Genomic DNA, 17696 nt, shown 5'->3' on the forward strand with positions numbered 1-17696 from the left:
TCTATTTATAAATCGTCGTTAAAGGTTGACCGAAAGCGCCTGGCTCTGTTCAGACCAGTTGAATTTCACATGCAGGGTTTTCGCGCGCTTGTCGTACCAGGCGGTGTTGTCGGCGAACTGCTTCTCTCGGTCCACCAGATTGATCTGCTGAGTGCCGGCGTGGATGCCTGAAGGCGCTTGCTGCCAGTTGTGTACGACCAGCTCCACGCTGCGGTTCTGCGGTGCGCTGGTGTAACCCTCGCCCTCTTGATTGAAACGGAATGCGATCCCGGACTCGGTACGTTCGCCGGCAAACAGCAGTTTCTGGTACTCGCCCTTGGCGAAGGCATTGGCGGTGACGCCATCGTCCTCGTAGACGTAACCGGAGGACTGCTTGGCGGACTCATGGGCGTAGTAGTCCAGGCGCAGCTTTGCGCTGGAGTATTCGCGGGTGTTTTTCATGTTCGCCACGGTCGGGATAAAGGCACCGGCGCGCACCAGTACCGGAATGGTTTCCAGGTCCACGTCTACCCTGGCCAGATCGCCGCCGTACTGGTTGTCGTTCCAGTAATCAAACCAGACACCGCCGGGCAGCTGCACCGCAACTTCGTCGATATCTTCGTTGGTTACCGGTGCCACCAGGAAGTCGTTGCCCCACAGGTAGGCGTCCTTGTTATCCATCAGCGCCAGGTCGCTTTCATTTTCAAAAAACAGCGGACGCATCAGCGGCAGGCCGGTCTGGCTGTTTTCAAACGCCAGCGTGTAGTTGTAGGGCAGCAGGCGGTAGCGGAGTTTGATGAACTCGCGGGTGATGTTGCGGGTCTTGCGGTCGTGGAATACCGGCTCGGGTGCGATATGTTCCTGCGCATGGGGGCGGTAAACCGGCTGGAAAACACCGTACTGCAGCCAGCGGATATAGAGTTCTCGGTCGAATTTCTCACCGCCGGCAAAACCACCCAGATCCGAGTGGGTGTAACCAAAGCCCAGCAGGCCCATTTGCAGGGAGAGTTCCACCTGCGGTTGCAGGCCGCCCCATTCCCGCGATACGTCGCCGGTCCAGGGAATCATGCCGAAGCGTTGGGAGCCGGGAAATCCGGAGCGCATCATGATGAAAGGCCGCTCGTCCGAGTTTGCCGCTTTTTCGTTGTCGAACAGCATCTGCGCCCAGCGGTGACCGTAGGCGTTGTGGATTTCATCCGCCATACCGACCGCGTGCACGGTATCCGAGGGGTGCACTTCCGGTTCGCCAAGATCGCCCCACCAGCCGGCGACGCCCTGTTCTTTCAGGTCTTTGTAGATATTCCAGAACCAGTCGCGGCCGTCTTCGGAGAAAACATCGATCAGGCCGGTGTTGCCAAAGTAAAAATCAAATTGCTTGGATTTGCCGGTCAGGTCTTTGGCTAGCGCATTGCTGGCGACCGCATCGCTCCAGCGCTCGGAGGTGGAGAGCACAAACGGCTCGGTAACCAGGATGGTGTTGATACCGTCTTCGCGAAGATCCGACATCATCTCCACCGGCGACGGGAAGGCATTTTTGTCCCAGGCCAGGTTGCCCATATGGCCCTGGATATCCGGGCCGAACCAGTAAAGATCCAGTACCAGCGCATCCAGCGGGAAATCTTCCTCACGGAATTTTTTTACCACATCGCGCACTTCCTGTTCGCTGCGGTAGCCGAAGCGGGAGGCGAAGTTACCCAGTGCCCAGCGCGGTGGCATCGGCTGGCGACCGGTGACATCCACATAGTGCTCGATCAGTTGTGGATAAGTCTCGCCGGCAACCACGATATAGCCGGTGCGCCCGGCCACGGCTTCGAATTGCATGACGCTGTCTTCGCTGGCACCGAGGTCCATGGTGCCGGTGGCACTGTTGTCGAACAGCAGAATGTATTTGTTGCTGCTCATCACCGCCGGCAGGCTGAAATACATCTGCTCGGATTCGGTGGTGTAGCCGTAGTGGGCTTTGTTATACAGCGGCAGGCGATGGCCGCGGCGATCCATACCCAGCACTCGCTGGCCACCGCCAATCAGCTTCTCCTCTTCGCTGAGCTTGAAGCGGAAGCCGCGCATGGTCTGGTTGGCGAAGAAGCCGTGTTCTTCACTGAGGAGCGGTTTGTCATCGCGCAGATATTCGATGTGAAAGGGCGACTTGTGGATAACCGCGGTCAGTTCACCCAGTGAATAGCGCAGCGCCTGCTCGGAAACACTCAGCTGTGCCTGAACGTCGGCTTTCAGTTGATTTGAGCGGGCAAAAGAGGGCAGTTGTTTGAGCCCGTCACGCTGGTAGTGAACTTCCAGTGCAGCGCTGTTCAACGGCGTGAGGGTCACCTGGCTGTCGCTGGTTTCGATCACCAGCTTGTTTTCGAGCAGCTGGTGGCTTTGATAGCTGCGCGGTGAATCCGCGATCGCTGACTGCACGGTGCCGGCGATCAGGGCAGGCACCAGTGTTGCCAGCCCGAGTTTGCGGAACAGACTTGTGGGCTTATTGCTTTTTAGTACTTTCATCGTCGCTTTCTTTTAAGTCGCTTTCTTTAAAAGTCGTTTTCTTTTAAATCGTTTGCTTTTAACTGGAATAATTAAAGAACTTCGGCAACCAGCACATCGCTGGGGGCAATGACCAGTTCGGTCAGCGGTTTGGATTTATCGGTGGTGATATCGATCGCGGTGGATTTGTCGCCGAGCATTTCCGCCAGATGTGCCAGCGGCAACTCCCGCGGTTTATCGCTCTTGTTGATCGCCACCATCACCGTGTCTTTTTCGTCGTAGCGGAAGTACACATAGAGGCCGTCGATGGGCGCAAAATGCTTGAGATTGCCGCTGTGGATAACGTCTTTGTCTTTGCGCCAGTTGAACAGGGTGCGCACAAATTGCTGTGCTTCTTTTTGCGCCTGGCTCAGGTTCTCGCCAGTAAAGGCGTTGGCCTTGTCCCCGGCCCAGCCGCCGGGGAAATCACTGCGCACTACACCGTCATCCCGCTGCTTGGGACTTTTCGCCAGGATTTCATCGCCGTAATAGAACTGGGGTATTCCGCGCATGGTGGCGAGGTAGGCGACGGCCATGCGGAACTTGCCCGGGTCTTCGTCCAGCTGACTGTACAGGCGGCTGGTGTCGTGGTTACCGCCGAAGATGACCAGATTGTTGGGATCGGGATAGAGCACATCGTTGGCCAGGGATTCGTACAGAGTAACCAGGCCGGTGCTCCAGCTTTCCGGCTTTTCCAGTCCTTCGCGCAGGCCGTAATGCAGGGGGAAGTCCATCATGCTCGGCACGTGGGAGACGTAGCCGTTGCGGTTTTTGTTACCCGCCTGCCAGTAAGCCACCAGTGCCGGTTGCCGAGTCCACTCCTCGCCGACGATGTTGAAGTTGGGGTATTCGCGCATCATGCGCGCGGACCAGTGGGTGAGAAAATCCGCATCGGAATAGGCATAGGTGTCCACGCGAATACCCGAGAGGTCGGCGTATTCCACCCACCAGACCGCGTTCTGGATCAGGTAGTTGGCCATGCGCGGATTGCGCTGATTGGGGTCCGGCATGGAATCCACAAACCAGCCGTCGGTAAACAGCTGGTGATCCTTGTGGCTGGCATAGGGATCCATATGCACGGTACGCGCGTGGTTGGTGTATTCGTATTCGCCTTTTTCTAACCCCTGGCCGTTTAGCCAGTCATCGCCCGGCAGGTCCTTGAGCCACCAGTGCCCGTCGCCGATATGGTTCGGCACCATGTCCTGGATTACGCCGATGCCTTTTTCCTTCGCCGCTGCCACAAATGCGCGGAAACTTTCATTGCTGCCGTAACGGGGGTCGATGCGGTAGTAATCGGTGGCGGAGTAGCCGTGGTAGGAGTATTGCGGCTGGTTGTTTTCGATCAGTGGGTTGGGCCAGATCTGGGTGAAGCCCATCTCCGCGATGTAATCGAGGTTGGCCTGGATGCCGGCGATATCGCCGCCGTGGCGACCGCCGGGATTCTTGCGGTTCGGGCCTTCCAGCATATCCGCGGTGCGGTCATTGGCTGTGTCGCCGTTGGCGAAGCGGTCCGGGGTGATCAGGTAAATGGTGTCACTGCTGTCGAAGCCCTGGCGCTCGGCAGAGCCGGCACGACGCTGCTTCAGTGTGTACTCCACGGTCACTCGGGTATCGCCGCTGCGCAGTTCGATGGGCAGGGTGCCGGGCCTGGCGCCATCACTGATGGCGAGGTTGATAAACAGGTAGTTGGGATTCTGCTCCCGCTCGGTGCCGGTCACGGTCACTCCCGGGTAGTCCAGGCTGACCACAGCACTCGCAATATCCTCCCCGTGCAGCATCAGCTGCAGATTGGGCTCCGCCATCTGCGTCCACCAGAACGGAGGTTCTACACGCTCGACCGCGGGCTGCTCTGCGGCGCTGCAGCCCATGGAGAGCGCCATCAGTGCGGACAGCAGGGCTATGGGGCGGGGTCTATCCATCATCATCGCGGTCACCTGTATCTGGGACCCGGGGGCATTGCCCGGGGGGATTATTCGCACTTTTTTTCATCATTGTGCCCGCAGATCCCGCTGCTGTTATCCCCCTCCCGCCGGGGGGAGTCGCCCGTGCCCGCACACTTGCTGATCAGACGCATCTTTCCACTGCGCCCCGGTAGATTGCTGCCCGCCCCCTCGGGAGGAGGAGGAAATGACCGGCTAGTTCGCCAGTATGTTCAACTGCCCGCGAGCGAGAAGCTATATCTGCGCATCCCGGTGGGCCCTTCCAGCAGTATCTCGCTGGCTGATGAATGTAAAGAAAGGATGGCTCGCCAGTAATGGTGTCCACATACCAAACCATGGAATTGCAATTTCACGCTGACCCTTCCCTGTTACCGCGCGCTGTTTCCGGCGGTGTTCGCTTTATCTACGATGCTGCACCCGGAGTGTCCACTGTTGCACTGGCGGGGACGTTCAATAGCTGGGTAGGTGACGCCTGTATGCTGGAGCGCGTCTCCGTCACCCGCTGGCAGACCACCTTGCCGATACCCGCCGGGCGGCATCTTTACAAGTTTGTGATTGATGGTGAGGACTGGATTGTTGACCCCGCCAATCCTTGGATATCGGAGGACGGCCAGAACAATTCGTGTTTAACCGTGAACGAGACGGGAGAGGTGTTGATACGCCAGCACGGTCTAAGCGAATCGGCGCCGGGCCCTCTGTACGCACGCCCCTCGATCGCCAGCCCCGACTGGCTGCGGGATGGTGTTATTTATCAATTGTCGGTCCCCGCTTTTGGTGGCGACTTTGATGGTGTGCGTACCAAGCTCGGCTATTTGAGTGAGTTGGGAGTGGATGTGCTCTGGATTATGCCTGTGCACCCCATCGGTATTGTGGGGCGGCGTGGCGCGCTGGGTGATCCATATGCGGTACGGGACTTCGACGCGATTGATGCCGCATTGGGGGATGATGTTGCGTTGCGCACGCTGGTGCACACTGCGCATGAGCGCGGTATGCGTGTGATTCTTGACTGGACACTTAACCGCAGTAGTGTTGATCACCCTTTCACACGTACGCATCCTCATTGGTACACACGGCGTGCGGACGGCAGCATTTATTATGCCGTTCCAAACCGAGAATACTTTGCCGGTTTTGACTTTTCGGGTCGCAAACTGCGACGTTACCTGATCGACAGTATGCGCAAGTGGATCGAACTCTTTGATATCGATGGCTTGCGTTTTGATGATTCCGACATCACACCCCGCGATTTCCTCGATCAGATCCGGACTGAGCTCGCAGCTGTGCGCCCGGATATCGCACTGATCTCTCAGGCCTATGACGAGTTCCACCACCTGGCCGCCTGTGATCTGACTTATGAGGGCGGCACCCGTGAAATGCTGCGCCGCTGCGTGCGAGGGGAGGTCGATAACACGGCATTCGCGCGCTACTGGAACGAGTCGACCTACAGCTTCCCGCGCGGTGCATTGCGTATGCGCTGGTTAGAGGAAAAGGAGCAGGGACGAATCTCCAATTTTTTGGGGCACTCTGCTCACCGCCCGGCAGCGGTCGTGCAGCTGACCATGGACGGGGTCCCACACATCTTGATGGGACAGGAGTTCGCTGAGTCTACCTGGACAGACTGGGCCGTGCTGTTTGATCCCTACCAGCTGAAGTGGAGCGCCTTCGACAGTGACCTTTACACGCATTATCAAACCCTCATTCGCCTGCGTCGTAGCCACTCGGCACTGCGCTCAGGCTGCACCGATTTTCCGCAAGATATTCCCGCCGGCTGCATCGGTTTTATTCGCCGTAATGACAGCGAGAGAATTGTTGTTCTGGTGAATATGTCGGCGAAGGTGTGCGAATTCGACTCCCAGTTCACACATGCCAAACCACTGTATGCCCACGGCTGGGACGGCGTTGGTGTGACGCTGTCACCCTATGGCTGGATGATTGGAGCGATTGATCTCGAGCAGTGAGCAGTGAAGGGACTCTACGCTCTGGCCTGGCGCGTATTTTTACCACGCCCCGCGTGGGGAGGAGGTATTACTCCGGCAGTTCGCCAGTATGTACAGGAGCCCGAATCAGAGTGGAATTGCGGTAGAAAATTCGCCGGGCGCGCGACCGAGAAAAATAATCAACCGAGATGATGAACATGAACAAGAGCTACCTGGCCCTGGCGGCACTGCTGCTGGGTGCGAGTTCTATGGCGCAGGCGGAGTGGTTCCTGCGCGGTACCCACAACAACTGGCAAGCGGACCAGATGACCGATGTCGGCAGCAACACCATGGTTGCTGAAGATGTGGTGTTCACCGCGGCGGGCCAGTTCAAGATCGACCGCTGGGGCGACTGGAGCGAGAACTACGGTACCAACCAGCAGCAGAACGGCCCGGACATCGCCGTCGCCGCCGGCACCTGGGATATCGAGTTCTACACCGACACCAAGGACTACAGCATCCAGCCCGCGGGTGCACCTGATGCGGATAACGACGGCGTACCCGACAGTCAGGATCAGTGTGCGGATACCCCCGCCGGCGCTCAGGTCGATGCCAACGGTTGTGAAGTTGTGGTCACCCTGCAGTTGCACCTCCGCGGTACCCACAATGGCTGGGTAGCCGGTGATCTGCTGAGCGATATTGGCGGCGGCCTGTACAGCGCTTGCCGCAATTTTGTCGGTGGCGACGGTGGCGGTGGCCCGCGCTTTAAAATTGACCCCAACGGCGGCTGGGGTGGCGACGAGTTCCCGGTAGCCGATGTAGTGGCAAGCGGCTGGACGGAAGTCGTGGTTAACGGCAACAGCCTGAGCGTGGCCAGCGTGACCACGGACATGGCCGTTAACTGCGGTACCGGCGGAGCCGACTCGGACGGCGATGGTGTACTGGATGGTGCAGATCAATGCCCCAACACACCCGCCGGTGCGCAAGTGGACGCAAACGGCTGTGAAGTCATTGCCGACACTGATGACGACGGCGTGCCAGACTCCACCGATCAGTGTCCCAACACCCCTGCCGGTGCGACTGTTGACGCGAACGGTTGTGAAATCCTGCCGGGCTTATCCCTGCACCTGCGCGGCACCCACAACGGCTGGGTAGCGGGCGACCTGCTGACCCGTGTTGCCGGGACCGATAATTACGAAGCCTGCCGCAACTTCATTGCCGGTGACGGCAACGGCGGCCCGCGCTTCAAGATCGACCCCGATGGTGGTTGGGGCGGTGACGAATTCCCGGTGGAAGATGTATCGGCCAGTGGTTGGACCAAAGTTGTTGTCGATGGTGACAACAGCGCCGTGATGAGCGTGACCACCAACCTTGGCGAAAACTGCGGTGCCGCTCCCCAGGACAGTGATGGCGACGGCGTACCCGACGGCACAGACCAGTGCCCGAATACCCCGGCTGGCGCTACCGTGGATGCAAGTGGCTGTGAAGTTGTACAGCCGGTGCTGAGTGATTTCCGCAACCGCAGCATGTACTTCGTGTTCGTGGACCGTTTTGCCAATGGCGATACCAGCAACGATAACGGCAACAACGCCGCCGCTACCTCCAGCACAAAATCTGCCGGCGGCCTGTCCGAGTGGAAGAAATACTGGGGCGGCGACATCCAGGGCCTGATCGACAAGCTCGACTACCTGGAGGCCCTCGGCGTAACCGCCATCTGGGTCACTCCGCTGAACGATAACATCGACAATTCAGGCTCGGATGGTGCCTACCATGGCTACTGGGGTCGCGACTTTTATGAAGTTGACGAGCACCTGGGTGACTGGGCGCTGGTGGATCAGCTGGACGCTGAGATGGAAGCCCGCGGCATGAAGCTGGTGCTGGATATCGCTCTCAACCACTCCAACCAGGACGACCAATACGAGTTCGGCGCACTCTACAAAGAGGGCACCTTCATCACCGATGTGAATCAGGACAACGGTACCTGGTACCACCACAACGGTGCCATCTCCGACTGTGGTGACAGCGATCCTTCCACCACCTGTGGTGGCGAGTGGGATGACCCCTGGGCATTCCGCAACAAAACCCTGTTCAACCTCACCGACTTCAACCACGGGGTAAACAGCAACAGCGCTGCCGATCAGTACCTGATCGATGCGGCGATCAAGTGGATGAGCCATGGGGTGGATGCTTTCCGTATCGATGCCATCAAGCACATAGAGCCAAACTTTATTAACCGCTTCAGCCAGGCAGTGCGCGCGGTCGACCCGGATGTATATATCTTCGGTGAATGGCACGGCGCCGGTGCCGGTGAGAGCCTGTCGATGACCTTCCTCAATGAAGACCGCGGCTCCGAGCTGTTGGATTTCCAGCTGCGCAATAACATCGAAGCGGCCATTGCCGGCGATATCACCATGACCCAGCTGAACACGCACATCGTGTCCCGCGCGGGTGCGATGGGCAATCGCGAAAGCTGGCAACCCATCTTCCTCGACAACCACGATGCGACCCGTACCAGCGTGTTCCTGCAAACCACCGGTCCTGTGGACAACGGCCGTACCGGTAAAGGCTTCACCAAGTCTCTTGCCGACGCGCGTCAGAACCTGGGAATGGCGCTGGTCATGACCCTGCCGGGTATTCCTACTATTTACTACGGCAGTGAGCAGAACAGCACCTGGTTCACCGCCAACGGCGACGGTCAGGTCGGCCACGACCCGTTCAACCGCGAAGGTATGCCATCCTTCAGCGAAACCACGCAGGCCTTCCAGCTCATCAGCGCGCTGGCCAACCTGCGCGCCGTAAGCCCGGCTTTGGCTTCCGGTAGTTACAGCGAGCGCTGGGTCAATCAGGACGTTCTGGTGTTCGAACGTGTCCAGGGCAGTGACGTGGTAATGGTTGCAGTCAACCGCGGTGGCAACACCTCGATCAACGTGAGCAGCCTGGCGCTGGCGGATGGGCAATACAGCAGTCTGGTGGGCAGCGACACAGTGAATGTCAGCGGAGGCTCCGCGGTATTGAACCTGGATGCCAACGAGGTCATCGTGCTGCACTAGGTGAGCACAGAGAGATTAAATAGCGTTGTAATAAAACCCCGGGCCAGCCCCGGGGTTTTATTTTCTGGAGAAACTAATCGGGAGCTTTCTATGGCGCTTCTGCTGATATTGCCCGCACCATGATGTCGACCATCTGTCCCTTGTAAGCCTGACGCCTCACCAGCGTCCACCCTAGCGTCTCGTAGTAGCTGCGGCTTTCCGGCGTAAACAGGTAGAGCTGCTTTACCGCGTTTGCTCGGCAGAACTGGGTCAGGTGTTTTATCAGCTGCTTACCGACACCGCGCTGGCGGTAGTCGGGATGAACAAACAGGTTCGCCAGCCAGGGCGTCCAGGGCTCGTCGATCTCCATATCGCGTTCGAGCAGGCTGATGGATCCGATGAGCACGTCATTTTCCCTGGCCACGAAGGTCGAGGGCACCGGTATCGCAGCGGTCGACGCGCGGAGATCGGCGATGAAATCTGCGAGGGATTCTTCCGGGTACAGCTGCTGCCACTCGTCGTAGTGCCAGCGCGCCAGTGTCTCGATTGCTTGTGGGATCTGTGCAAGATCGACGATATCCATGGATTGGTTACTGCTTGTGATAAGCACTTTAAGTGCATGGGGTTTTCGAAAGTAAGTATTTGGCAGGCAAAAAAAAGCCTCCCGAAGGGGAGGCTTTGTAGTATGCCGTGTTGATTAGAATTCCGCACTTGCGCGCAGGTACCAGAAGCCACCATTGAAACCAAACGGCGACGTCAGCGATTGACGAACACCCAGGAACTGCAGGGTGGGATCGGCTTCATCATCCGGCTGAACATCGAAAATATTCTCACCGCCGAGGGAGATCTTGTAGTTCTCCTTGAGGGTGATCGTGGTTTCGATGTCTACCAGAATTTCACCACCGTAAGACGAGGCATCGGAAGCGTCACCCGGGCCAAACAGGCCAAACGTGCTCTCCCATCCGCTGTAGCGGTTGAAGCGCAGGTAGCCGTTGAACAGGTCACCGCTGTCGTAATCGAACGTCAGGGTGGTGCGGTCACTGGGAACCTGGTTTTCCAGGTCGAACACTCGGGACTGGTTGATGGTGTTGGGGGCAACCTTGCTGACTTCCTGCTGGTTGTGGTTGTGGCGCAGGTCCACCACCAGCAAGCCGCCGGCGACGTCAAAATCGCTGGTTACCGCCAGATCGATACCCGATACATCGGAGTCGAAGGCGTTGACAAAATAGTTGGCATTACTGCCTTCCAGCAGCGCGGCATTGGTTACGCCGGCGCCGTCCAGCAGGGCCACTTCAGCCGCACCGATGGTGTTGTTGCGCAGTGCCAGGCGGTCTTCGATTTCGATGTTGTAGTAATCGATGGTTACGCTGGTGTTGTCCAGCGGGCTCCACACCGCACCCAGGGTAAAGCTGGTGGATTCCTCCGGGGTCAGTTCCTTGGCGCCGAGCGCCATGGCCACCGGGTGATTGACCGGGTAGGTGCCGTTCGGGATCAGGTTACCTGCGGAGTCCGAGGTAGTGGTCACGTTCAGGGTGTTCACCTGGCCCGGGGTCGGAGCGCGGAAGCCGGTATTGGCGGTACCGCGCAGGGCAAAGTTTTCGGTGAAGTCGTAACGGGCGGACAGCTTCCAGTTTAAGGTGGAGCCAAACTCCTCGAAGTTCTCGAACCGCAGGGCGGAACCCAGCAGCAGCTTGTCGGTCACATCCGCTTCCAGATCCACATAGGCGGCGGTGCTCACACTGCTGTATTCACCGGCGGCTTCTACCGGGAAACCCTGGAAGCCGTCGGAGCCCACACCGAAGACGGCAGCGGTGGGGCCTACGGCAATGGAGGCTTCATCGCCGGCACCGATCTTGTAGGTCTCGTCCCGCCACTCCATACCGAACGCCAGGTTCATGGGGGTGGCAAAGGCGGCTACATCGATTGGTTTGACGAAGTCCGCATTCACACTGGTTTCTGACTGGGTCAGGGTGCCCGGGTTAAAGGTGGTGGGAGAATTGATACCCAGGCTCGGGTTGATGGAGTTTTCCAGCACATAGGAAACCTCATTCTCGGCGCTGCGCGCGCGCAGGTCCCAGCTGATACCGTTGGCCCACTCACCGCGTGCTCCAGCCACCACCGAGAGATCGGTGATATCGGCACCGAACGCCGGGTTGTAACCACCGGGGAACTGGCTGTAGATGGGGTTGCGCAGAACAAAGCCGCTGTCACTGGTGCTGTCGGCCACCAGATAGTCAGACGGGTTCAGGCCCTGGGCAATAATGTCGTCCACCAGCGACTGGGGCGCTGCGTCGGGCATGAAATCCCCGTCCGCGTCTTTTTGTAGCGTCTCGCGGGCCGCGAACTCGGCGGACGGATCCAGCACTGGGCCACGGTAGAAGAAGTCGGATATGGTCTCGTTTTTCGAGTAACCCAGATTGCCGTACAGCTCAGTGGTGTCATTCAGGGAGTAGCCGGTATTGAGGAAAAACTTGGTGGCGGTCACTTCCGGGTCGCCCCAGCGCTGGCCGAGCCCATCCAGCGGTACATTTTCCTCGCCCACGATAGTGCCCACAAACTCGGCGTCCGGACGCGCGGCACCGCGCCAGGTTTTATCGGCGGTGGAGTGTTCAATGGTGGCGTTCACGAAGCCTTGCTCGCCCAGCGCAAAACCGCCGTTGGCGGCGAGTGTGGTGCGCTGCCCATCGCCCTCAAAGTACTCGCCGGTCTGCGCAGACAGGCCGAAACCTTCGGCGTCGTCTTTCAGGATCACGTTCACCACGCCGGCAATGGCGTCGGAACCATACTGGGCGGAAGCACCATCACGCAGTACTTCCACCCGCTCAATGGCCATGGATGGCAGTGCGGCAAAGTCCACGGCCTGAGCGCCCTGGTTGGTGGTGCCGAGCGGTGCCAGCTGCAGGTTCACCAGCGCGGAGCGGTGGCGGCGGGTGCCGTTCACCAGCACCAGGGTCTGGTCGGGAGAGAGATTGCGCAGGGTCACCGGACGGATAAACGCGGTGCCATCGGCAATGGGGAAGCGCTGGGTGTTGAAAGAGGGGGCCACTTTGGCCAGGGATTCGGTCAGGTCGAAACTGCCCTGATCGGAAAACTTGTCACCGCCCAGTACATCGACCGGGGAGAGGGTTTCGGTGGGCAGAACCCCTTCCTTGCGAGTACCGGTGGTGATGACTTCTTCCATCACGCCGTGATCGGTCGCCGCCTTCTCTTCGGCGGCCTGTTGTGAAAATGCCAGCGATGCAGGCAGTGCGGTTGCAGCAGCGACCGCCAGGGTCAGTGCCTTGATTCGGAATTCTCGCATAATCATCCATCCTATTATTTTTATGATATCGGGATCGATAGCTCGCTTTTTTCGTCACGACGAAAAGCTATCGTGACCCGATTATCGTTATTGTTTTTTAACTAGAGCCGCACCAGAGTAGGGCAATTGCAAGGCTGCTTCAATAAAGGATGCGCGAAATGAAAAATGCGCCAAAAAATGCATAGACCTTAGCGGAAAGCGTTAGATATATTTCGCACATTAGGTGCAGGCAAGATGAATATCCGCGAGGGAAGGCGGTTTGGCTGCTGCCCAGTTCCGACAGATGAAAAAGTTTCGCGCCGTTTTCAGGAAGTCGTTAAAACTCAGCGTCGATGTCGGGTCGAAAGTTGAAGTAGGAGACTTCTACCAGCGACTTGTAGACCCCGGCAATATTTAGCGGCAGCCACTCATCGTACATTGGCAGGTCGGCATATTCAGGAAGTTTTATTTCTGACTGGAGTGCCTTTAAGGACTTACCTGCCAGCATGCCATCGCGGACGGCAGCGTAGAGTGCTTCGAGGTAAGCGAGGTAGCGTGCGACATCCTTGCGGCTCCCGGTTTCTGCGTGGCCGCCAATAAACAGGTCAAAGGGCTCACCGGAGAGGATCTCGCGGGTCGAGTGAATCATGCCGTGGATGTCATACCCCAGTAGATCTCGATAAGGCATTCGTCCAATAACAATCCAGTCGACTACATACAGTACATTGGCCGGCATAAACCGCATGCTGACCGAGCCGCGCCCGTTATTTGGTCCGTGATAGCGGAGTTCCACGCGACTGTCGCCCAGGGCAATATCCAGTGTGTCGCGAAAAGTAATGTTGGGTAGGGCAGTGGGAGCCCTGGTCCATTTCAGGTCTTCCGCGGCATATTCATGTGCCACTACGTCTGCGCCATCCTGTGCCAGAATCTGCCCACCGAGCGTATGGTCTACATGGTTGTGACTGTAGGCGATATAGCGGATTGGTACATCGAAGCGTTTGGTCAATTGCTCCCGCAGATACTTCGCCGCTTCATCGCTGATGGGATCCGTAACAAAGATCCCTTGCTTGGTCACCATGAATACCGAACGGTAATGCCCCGCGCTGAAACGGTAGACATTGTCCTTCATGTGTTCGATTTTATACGCACTCTTTTCCTCGGCACCCGCACTCGGAAAGTGCAGTAGCAGAATGGAAAAGACCAGGGAAAAAAGCGCTTTGGTTGACTTGCTCATGATTCTCGCATTAAGGAGCGTTTGGGCTTCCCCGTATTCATAGCATATCTATCCCCATTGCGGAGTGGAGCTTCCTCTACACCCATTCTTTAATTCGATGGCCTGTAAAAAAGCACCTGGTTTTTCGAGCGTGCACAAGGTTTTCTCGTCAGGAAGGCAGCTCGCATCGGCGTACCGCAATAACTCCGGAACCGGATCGCAGAAAAGAATATCCAGAGAAAGGCGGCCCATACCGTAAATGCCGCGGTGAATCATATTGGCGCTGAATGCCAGGAGGTCACCGGCATTCAATGGGATGGTCACCCCGCTAGCTAGAGGCTCGTGGTTCCGATGACCGTTGCGCTCCAGCCGCACATCCAGTTCTTCCGTGCTATCCCAGCGTTTGTGGGTTCCGGGCACCAGTTCCAGCCCCGGCTCATCCACGAGCGGAATGCGGAAGTGCATGGCATTGGGGCCGTGCAGTGCCTGTTGCTGCTCGGCAAGCGAAAAATCATATTGCGAGTCCCGGTGCCAGTAGTTTTTCTGCGTGGCATTTACCGGATCAAAGAACAGCTGCGTGTTCATAAAGCTCGCCCCGTCGCCCATGATCCCGGTCACGATTTCCATCAATTTGGCGGAGCCGATAAACTGGAACAGCGTAGTTCGGTCGATCTCTTCGAGATGTTTGCGACCGGTGAGGTAGGCTGAGTTGATTGCCCTTGTCGCGTAGAACTCGGCGTTTTCCTGCTTCCAGGACTGGTGGAACTTCTCGATCACGTTTCTAAGTGGCGTAAATTCATTCCCATTGAGGAAGTTTCTGCAATAAACGTATCCGTTATCGGTGTAGGAATTTATCATCGAGAATCCTTAAGGGATAAGCTGTAGAAAGGCGTAGTCGTTCCTTATTAAAACTCCAGTATCGCCAACGGCATCGAAAAAGTATTCTGTCGTCGGATATTCTGGCGAGTTCTTAGATAGCGTTGAGGTTATCCCGGGATACTGGGGACTTGTATACGCAGCTACCTGTGCTGATCAATCAGGATCGGATTGCCATCAGGATCTTCAATGACAATACTGCCCGGCCCCGAATCGCCCGTTGCACCATCGTTGACAATTGTGATCCCGCGCTGCACCAGCGCCTCGCGCAGTTCACGCACGTCAGTAAAGGCGTCAGTATTCTGTGCGGACTGATCCCAGCCGGGATTGAAGGTGAGCATATTTTTGTCGAACATCCCCTGAAATAGACCGATGATATGGTCACCGTTCTTCAGTATCGTCCAACCCTGACCGCAGTCGCCCCCCAGAGATTCAAATCCGAGGCTCTCGTAAAAATTCTTGGAGGCTTCGATATCCTTAACTGTGAGGCTGATTGAAAAAGCGCCTAAGTCCATAGTCTGCTCCTGATCATTTAGGGTTCCTACACGTTTATCCTGTCAAAGAATCTTGAGGTTCATTAGCCAATGAATGGTATCCGCAGTCCAGCGGTCACTCTCTTTATTCTGTTTCTTGACGCCAAATGCATGACCACCAGTCCGGTAGGTAATGAGATCTACTTTGACCCCCGCGCCTTTCAATGCGCTTTCATAAAGCTCCGAGTAATAGACCGGGTTGGTTGGATCGTCCTCAGCGTGTATTAGCAATGTTGGCGGAACCTCATCCGTTACCTCAATGTCGGTATTCAACTCCTGCGCGGCCACTGATTTCGGTCTTTTGTTCTTGTGCTCCATGGTCATGTGGCCAGGGTAGACCGGAATAGCGAAGTCAGGTCGGCTGCTGACTTGGTCAATCTCGTCGAGCGGGGTATAGGTTCTATTCCGGGAGCTGGTGCTGGATAGCACTGCCAGATTGCCCCCTGCGGAAAACCCAAGAACGCCGATTTTTTTTGGATCTATACCGTATTTTTCCGCATTGAAGCGGACGGTAGAAATTGCCCGTTGTGCATCCTGCAGCGCCAGTGGGATATCCGGCGTCTCGTGCTGGCGAGTCTTCTTGTTGTAGTTGCAGCCGGTGTTAGGCACCCGATACTTCAAAATGATACAAGTGACACCTGCTTCGTTCAGCCATCCGCACACATCGGCACCATTAAACCCAATCGTGCTTTTCCGGGCTATCGCGACTCCTTTGTAGCCTCCGCCGGGGAATACAATAATCGCAGCGCGCGATGTGTTGGTTTCAGGAGGGTAGATCAGTAACGACGGGTGAGTAATGACGAGTTCGGGATGACTGTTGGCGAATGTATCTCTGGAGATCTGGCGTATCCCATCTTGTAGTACCGAAGAGCTCTCGGACCACAGTGCCACTTCCTCGGAGAACTCGGCAGGCAATGATGTATCGATATAAGCACTGCCTATCGGAGCTGGTGTAATCGTGTCGGTGCTTATGATTTGGCCCTCGACGGGAGCGGCGAGGGCAGTTGAAATGGAGAGGCCGAGGAGGATCGCTCCCAGTGTCATTAGCCGGGCGGTAATGACGGGCATTATGGTTTTAATCGCCACCGCAGCCGCCTCCACAGCCTCCGTCGGAGCCGGATGATCCGCCTGCACACCCGCCACTGCAGCCCGACCCGCACCCGATATGGCCCGCGCAATAATCGTTGCAGCCTCGGCGGGTACAGTCCAATGCGTAATTGAATCCATCCGGTATCTCCAGGTGGGCGTCGATCGCGAATAGCAGTGGCAGCTTGTGTGCAGTTTTGGGCTTGATGTTTTCCCTATAGCAGGAAATTCGCCAAGCTCGCTTGATACCGGATTGCGCAAGGGTAGGTGATTTCATGGCTTCTGCGGGAGTATGGTGCAGGAAGCGTCCCAGCGCTTTGTTACAGAAGTGTTCATATTTTCTGGTAAAGAGAATGAACTCATGCCAGGCAACATCCACAACCTGTGATGGCATGGATACCATCCGGTTGCCGGCGACATTGCAAACGTGAAAATACTCCCTGAGACCTTTCAATACACGCCGGGCATCCGATTCACTCAAGTGCGGGTATTTGTCGATAATTTTGGCGGTGATGGTGTTGGGAAACTGGAAGGCATCGATCAGTTTGGCACGCTTGGCGGCGAGTGATTTCTGATAACCCCGATACAGTGTGTAAGTCAGGATGGTGATGAAAATGGCGGGTAAAATGATCTGCATGGTTTTTGATTCTTGATGCGTTCTTGGTATTTCTTAGAGATCTATATCAAAATCCGGGCCGCTCTTATTGGAAAGTAGGCGGCCCAACCCCCGCAACAGGGAAGCAATCAGTCGGAAAGGCAGTTCGACGATGAGCTCCGCGATATCCAGCCAGACAGAATCACTCTCTTTCTCCTTTTTCGGCCAGGTATAGTAAGCCAATAAGTAGAAGACGATTGTGCCTGCCAGAACAGTCAGGCTAAATCCCTGAGCGAAAAGATCAAATACCAGGTAGATGCTGGTACTCAGAAAAAAGACGGATAGCAGTTGTCGAATTTCAAGCATTGTTCTTCATCCTTGATGGCTTGAGTCAGGCGAGGTCTGGCGGTAAGTCAGCCAGTATTGGCTGGTTCTATTTGTGTTCTGCTTCCGATTCCACTACCGGCAGATCGCTCGTTTGCTGCTCCAGTTTCGCACGTTCGGCCTTGGATATGTAGCGCGGTTTGCCTTTGGGGTTGAGCTTGTCGTTTGCCTTCTTGGCCTTCTTTTTCAGAATTTGGTTGACTTTCTTTCTGCGGTTCATGATCAGCTCAAAAAAATAAGTGGTGTGTGTCAGCGGTATCCGGTCATTTTAACGTCATCGGCACAGTGAACCAACGTGTGCTACATTGCGCGCGTTATCCACACCTGCTGTCCCTACAATCCGCCCGG

General features: G+C 56.7%; 13 protein-coding genes. 2 read left to right on the forward strand and 11 right to left on the reverse strand.

What is annotated here, in order from left to right:
* Positions 1-18: 18 nt before the first annotated feature.
* Complete coding sequence (locus M0G74_RS15120) at positions 19-2481, reverse strand: TIM-barrel domain-containing protein (RefSeq protein WP_248219228.1); 2463 nt, start codon at positions 2479-2481, stop codon at positions 19-21.
* A 71-nt stretch (positions 2482-2552) separates the two neighbouring features.
* Complete coding sequence (locus tag M0G74_RS15125; RefSeq protein ID WP_248219230.1) at positions 2553-4424, reverse strand: glycoside hydrolase family 13 protein; 1872 nt, start codon at positions 4422-4424, stop codon at positions 2553-2555.
* A gap of 350 nt (positions 4425-4774) precedes the next feature.
* Between M0G74_RS15125 and M0G74_RS15130 the strand changes: the two genes are divergently transcribed.
* Positions 4775-6394, forward strand: coding sequence for an alpha-amylase family glycosyl hydrolase (locus M0G74_RS15130; RefSeq protein ID WP_248219231.1), 1620 nt, complete (start codon positions 4775-4777; stop codon positions 6392-6394).
* 176 nt (positions 6395-6570) lie between these two features.
* Positions 6571-9402: an alpha-amylase family glycosyl hydrolase gene (locus M0G74_RS18310; RefSeq protein WP_282450240.1), complete on the forward strand. Its 2832-nt coding sequence runs from the start codon at positions 6571-6573 to the stop codon at positions 9400-9402.
* 88 nt (positions 9403-9490) lie between these two features.
* Here M0G74_RS18310 and M0G74_RS15150 read toward each other — a convergent pair whose 3' ends face one another.
* From M0G74_RS15150 to M0G74_RS15190, 9 genes are all read right to left on the reverse strand, one after another.
* Positions 9491-9991 (reverse strand): GNAT family N-acetyltransferase, encoded by a 501-nt coding sequence (locus tag M0G74_RS15150; protein ID WP_248219232.1) that lies wholly within the window; start codon positions 9989-9991, stop codon positions 9491-9493.
* A gap of 87 nt (positions 9992-10078) precedes the next feature.
* On the reverse strand, positions 10079-12682 hold the full coding sequence (locus tag M0G74_RS15155) for a TonB-dependent receptor (protein WP_248219233.1): 2604 nt from the start codon (positions 12680-12682) through the stop codon (positions 10079-10081).
* 316 nt (positions 12683-12998) lie between these two features.
* Positions 12999-13895: an MBL fold metallo-hydrolase gene (locus M0G74_RS15160; RefSeq protein WP_248219235.1), complete on the reverse strand. Its 897-nt coding sequence runs from the start codon at positions 13893-13895 to the stop codon at positions 12999-13001.
* Between the two features lie 48 nt (positions 13896-13943).
* A complete protein-coding gene (locus M0G74_RS15165; RefSeq protein ID WP_248219237.1) occupies positions 13944-14732 on the reverse strand; it encodes a phytanoyl-CoA dioxygenase family protein in 789 nt (262 codons plus the stop codon).
* A gap of 161 nt (positions 14733-14893) precedes the next feature.
* Positions 14894-15265 carry a VOC family protein gene (locus M0G74_RS15170; protein WP_248219238.1) on the reverse strand — a complete coding sequence of 124 codons (372 nt, stop codon included), beginning with the start codon at positions 15263-15265 and terminating at the stop codon, positions 14894-14896.
* Between the two features lie 42 nt (positions 15266-15307).
* Entirely contained in the window at positions 15308-16369 is a 1062-nt protein-coding gene (locus M0G74_RS15175; protein ID WP_248219239.1) for an alpha/beta hydrolase, read from the reverse strand.
* Positions 16359-17006: a hypothetical protein gene (locus tag M0G74_RS15180; RefSeq protein ID WP_248219240.1), complete on the reverse strand. Its 648-nt coding sequence runs from the start codon at positions 17004-17006 to the stop codon at positions 16359-16361. Before M0G74_RS15180 ends, M0G74_RS15175 begins: the two co-directional genes overlap by 11 nt.
* Positions 17007-17039: 33 nt before the next feature.
* Positions 17040-17330: a hypothetical protein gene (locus tag M0G74_RS15185; RefSeq protein WP_248219241.1), complete on the reverse strand. Its 291-nt coding sequence runs from the start codon at positions 17328-17330 to the stop codon at positions 17040-17042.
* A gap of 67 nt (positions 17331-17397) precedes the next feature.
* Positions 17398-17568 carry a DUF2986 domain-containing protein gene (locus M0G74_RS15190; protein ID WP_160154649.1) on the reverse strand — a complete coding sequence of 57 codons (171 nt, stop codon included), beginning with the start codon at positions 17566-17568 and terminating at the stop codon, positions 17398-17400.
* Positions 17569-17696 lie beyond the last annotated feature (128 nt).

It is taken from the genome of Microbulbifer sp. CAU 1566 (genome assembly GCF_023156515.1).
Taxonomy (GTDB): Bacteria; Pseudomonadota; Gammaproteobacteria; order Pseudomonadales; family Cellvibrionaceae; genus Microbulbifer.

Bases quoted from the DNA above. Each gene is read 5' to 3' on its own strand.
- M0G74_RS15120 (WP_248219228.1), bottom strand. From the start codon at position 2,481: ATGAAAGTACTAAAAAGCAATAAGCCCACAAGTCTGTTCCGCAAACTC.
- M0G74_RS15125 (WP_248219230.1), bottom strand. From the start codon at position 4,424: ATGATGATGGATAGACCCCGCCCCATAGCCCTGCTGTCCGCACTGATG.
- M0G74_RS15130 (WP_248219231.1), top strand. From the start codon at position 4,775: ATGGAATTGCAATTTCACGCTGACCCTTCCCTGTTACCGCGCGCTGTT.
- M0G74_RS18310 (WP_282450240.1), top strand. From the start codon at position 6,571: ATGAACAAGAGCTACCTGGCCCTGGCGGCACTGCTGCTGGGTGCGAGT.
- M0G74_RS15155 (WP_248219233.1), bottom strand. From the start codon at position 12,682: ATGCGAGAATTCCGAATCAAGGCACTGACCCTGGCGGTCGCTGCTGCA.
- M0G74_RS15160 (WP_248219235.1), bottom strand. From the start codon at position 13,895: ATGAGCAAGTCAACCAAAGCGCTTTTTTCCCTGGTCTTTTCCATTCTG.
- M0G74_RS15165 (WP_248219237.1), bottom strand. From the start codon at position 14,732: ATGATAAATTCCTACACCGATAACGGATACGTTTATTGCAGAAACTTC.
- M0G74_RS15170 (WP_248219238.1), bottom strand. From the start codon at position 15,265: ATGGACTTAGGCGCTTTTTCAATCAGCCTCACAGTTAAGGATATCGAA.
- M0G74_RS15180 (WP_248219240.1), bottom strand. From the start codon at position 17,006: ATGCAGATCATTTTACCCGCCATTTTCATCACCATCCTGACTTACACA.
- M0G74_RS15185 (WP_248219241.1), bottom strand. From the start codon at position 17,330: ATGCTTGAAATTCGACAACTGCTATCCGTCTTTTTTCTGAGTACCAGC.
- M0G74_RS15190 (WP_160154649.1), bottom strand. From the start codon at position 17,568: ATGAACCGCAGAAAGAAAGTCAACCAAATTCTGAAAAAGAAGGCCAAG.